We start from the raw sequence: 2458 nt of genomic DNA, 5'->3' as shown, positions 1-2458 counted from the left end.
TCGGTTGCGGGATGACGGTGCGCCAGTTCAACAAGCTGCCAGCAGACAAGCAGCACGAGGTCCACCGTGCCTATCTCGCGCTGATGTCCCCCAGCAATGTCGCACGGCTGGCAGATCCCATGCCAGCCGACACTCGAGCAATTCCCCGCGGGCGTCTGTCGACCGACCAGAAGCTCGCCATCGGCCGCTGGCTGTTCCACCACAAGGCATCATTGCTGCACGGTCATTTCGGGCCATGGGTCGAGAAGCAGGAAGGCCTTTCCCGTTCGATGGCGCTGCAATGCATGGCGATGGTCAAGGATCGTCAAGGGGGCGGCGAGGGAGAATCCGTACAGGAAGACCTTCGGACACTGGTATTTCCCGCAGAATTGTTTCGCTGATGGAACATTCTCACGCTGACGAGCTTCGGAGCCGGCACTGTTCCCATTCAGTGCTCTCCCCATGAGAACTGCCCGCTGGCCCACGGCTGGCGGGCTTTTTTGCATTAGCGGGTGCGCGTTATTCGACGACGAAAAGGAGCGGCTTGTGCTTTGGCTGCTCGTGCCACATCACGTGCCGCAAGTCGCGCATGTCGACCTGCTGTCCACACGTCGGGCAGGTATAGAAGTTGTCGTCCTCATCGGCTGGCTGGCCGCCGTGCTGCTTGCCGGGAATGGGTGGTCCAAGGTCGGATAGCTTCGCCATAGCGATCAAACATTCAATTCGTCTAAAATGTTCCGGAACCATTTTAGCGCATCCTGATTGAATCGCGGCTTGTGGGTCCAGTGTGCATGCGTTTGAAGTTCATCTCGCCCTTGATGCCGACCCTTGTCGAGCAACCGCCGGAAGGCGACGGCTGGATTCACGAGGTCAAGTTCGACGGCTACCGCTCGCAACTGATCATCGACGAAGAAGGCACGCGGATTTACACCCGCAACGGCCACGACTGGACGGCCAAATATCGCGACCTGGTGAAAGAGGCTGACAGCCTCGACGCCGAAAGCGCCATTGTCGACGGCGAGATCATCGTGCTGAACGAGGCTGGCCTGTCTAATTTCGGCGAGTTGCGCAAGGCTATCACGCGCCGGCAGCATGATCTGTATTTTGTGGCGTTCGACCTTCTCCACCTCAATGGCCATGACTTGCGCGACATGGCACTGGAGGAGCGCTGCGAGATCCTGGCCAGCATGATCGAGCCCGGCGGCCGGATCCAGTTCAGCGAGCCTCTGCCGGGCGATGCCAAGGCAATCTATCACCTACTGGACCAGGCCGGGCTTGAGGGCATGGTCTCAAAGCGGCGTGACAGCAAATACCGCAGCGGACCGTCGACCAATTGGCTGAAGGCGAAATGCTACTCAGTTGAAGAATTCGAACTGCTCGGCGTTGAGCGTGAGCCGGGCAAGCCAGCCTTCGCCCTGATGGCTGAACGCGGCACGGGGCGTTACGTCGGCTCGGCGTTCATTACCTTGAACCGGGAAATGCGCGAACGGCTCTGGAAGCGCGTCCAGGACCACGCAGGAACGGCGCCTAAGGGCATGAAGCGACCGGCGACGCAGTGGGTGAAGCCCGGTCTAATTGGCCGTGTGAAGCACTTGCGCGGCGAAGAGGATTTGCGGCACGCTTCCTTGCAAGATTTCCGGGAGGAGAATCATGCCGATCAGGACGAAGGCGACTGAGGCCGGCATTTTCAATCCATCGGAGTTGGCTTTGCTCGGCAGGGTCTTTGAACATCTGAGGTTCGACAACCAGTCGCCGGAACAGCGAGACGCTATCGCCTCTCGGATCATCGCCAACTACATGGCCGGCATCAAAGACGAGGCTGAACTTGTCTCACTTTCAAAGCAGCCGCTTGGCAGGAGGTAGGTCACCGTCGCCGGAACCAACGGCGCAAATCGAACTTATCGCAGATGAGCAGACGTGGCATCGATTTTCTCAACGACTGGATGGCGGAGCATCTCCCGGACACCTTCACGGACAATCCGGCCGCCACCACGGATCTTGCCGACGAAATGATGACCGCTGCTGAAAAGCAGGGGATTTCTCGACAGGACATTTCCGAGGAGGTCGGCAGCGTCTTCCAGGTCATTCTCGAAGCGATGCAAAATCGATCTGTACGACGGTACTACAGCAGCCGCTGGGGTTAACATGGCCGTTCCCAAAAAGGACCAGGAGCGCATCACATACGCGTGGATGTATGGCTCACAGGCTCGAAAGGATGGCAAGGAACGTGTCGTGCCGGAGTACTGGCAGGAACTTTCGGACGCTTGGGTGCAGGGCTTCGACGGCGCCCCTTTGATCGGGACTGATAAGCCCAAGGTCATCCGCTCCGATATGGAAGCGGAAGTCGACGAGGCCGCCGTCGGCAGCCCAGATGCCGGAACCTAATCGTTAGCTTCAGCTTATGTGCTCAATGAGCACACGTGGCGTGAACTTCCTCGATCAATGGCTAAGCGACAACCTGGCCGGTATCATCGGGCAG

Annotated in this window: 6 protein-coding genes; 5 read left to right on the top strand and 1 reads right to left on the bottom strand. The window is 58.9% G+C overall.

From position 1 onward, the window contains the following. Positions 1-380: hypothetical protein (locus EOB59_RS34435; protein ID WP_206622104.1), on the top strand; the 380-nt coding region annotated here is incomplete at its 5' end. A 118-nt stretch (positions 381-498) separates the two neighbouring features. On the opposite strand, the gene EOB59_RS34430 is transcribed toward EOB59_RS34435, so the two are convergent. Then, entirely contained in the window at positions 499-726 is a 228-nt protein-coding gene (locus tag EOB59_RS34430) for a hypothetical protein (RefSeq protein ID WP_245486885.1), read from the bottom strand. Positions 727-770: 44 nt separating this feature from the next. Here EOB59_RS34430 and EOB59_RS34425 point away from each other — a divergent pair, with 44 nt between their 5' ends. From EOB59_RS34425 to EOB59_RS34410, 4 genes are read left to right on the top strand one after another with little or no spacing between them, the layout of a single operon-like run. Continuing rightward, on the top strand, positions 771-1655 hold the full coding sequence (locus EOB59_RS34425) for an ATP-dependent DNA ligase (protein ID WP_128290274.1): 885 nt from the start codon (positions 771-773) through the stop codon (positions 1653-1655). Then, positions 1630-1842 carry a hypothetical protein gene (locus tag EOB59_RS34420; RefSeq protein ID WP_128290273.1) on the top strand — a complete coding sequence of 71 codons (213 nt, stop codon included), beginning with the start codon at positions 1630-1632 and terminating at the stop codon, positions 1840-1842. Before EOB59_RS34425 ends, EOB59_RS34420 begins: the two co-directional genes overlap by 26 nt. A 44-nt stretch (positions 1843-1886) precedes the next feature. Then, entirely contained in the window at positions 1887-2123 is a 237-nt protein-coding gene (locus EOB59_RS34415; RefSeq protein ID WP_128290272.1) for a DUF768 domain-containing protein, read from the top strand. Between the two features lies 1 nt (position 2124). Next, positions 2125-2364 (top strand): hypothetical protein, encoded by a 240-nt coding sequence (locus EOB59_RS34410; RefSeq protein ID WP_128290271.1) that lies wholly within the window; start codon positions 2125-2127, stop codon positions 2362-2364. The last annotated feature ends 94 nt before the right edge of the window (positions 2365-2458 follow it).

The organism is Mesorhizobium sp. M7A.F.Ca.MR.176.00.0.0, assembly GCF_004023165.1.
Classification (GTDB): Bacteria; Pseudomonadota; Alphaproteobacteria; order Rhizobiales; family Rhizobiaceae; genus Mesorhizobium.
This window is presented reverse-complemented; position numbering and strand designations above follow the sequence as displayed.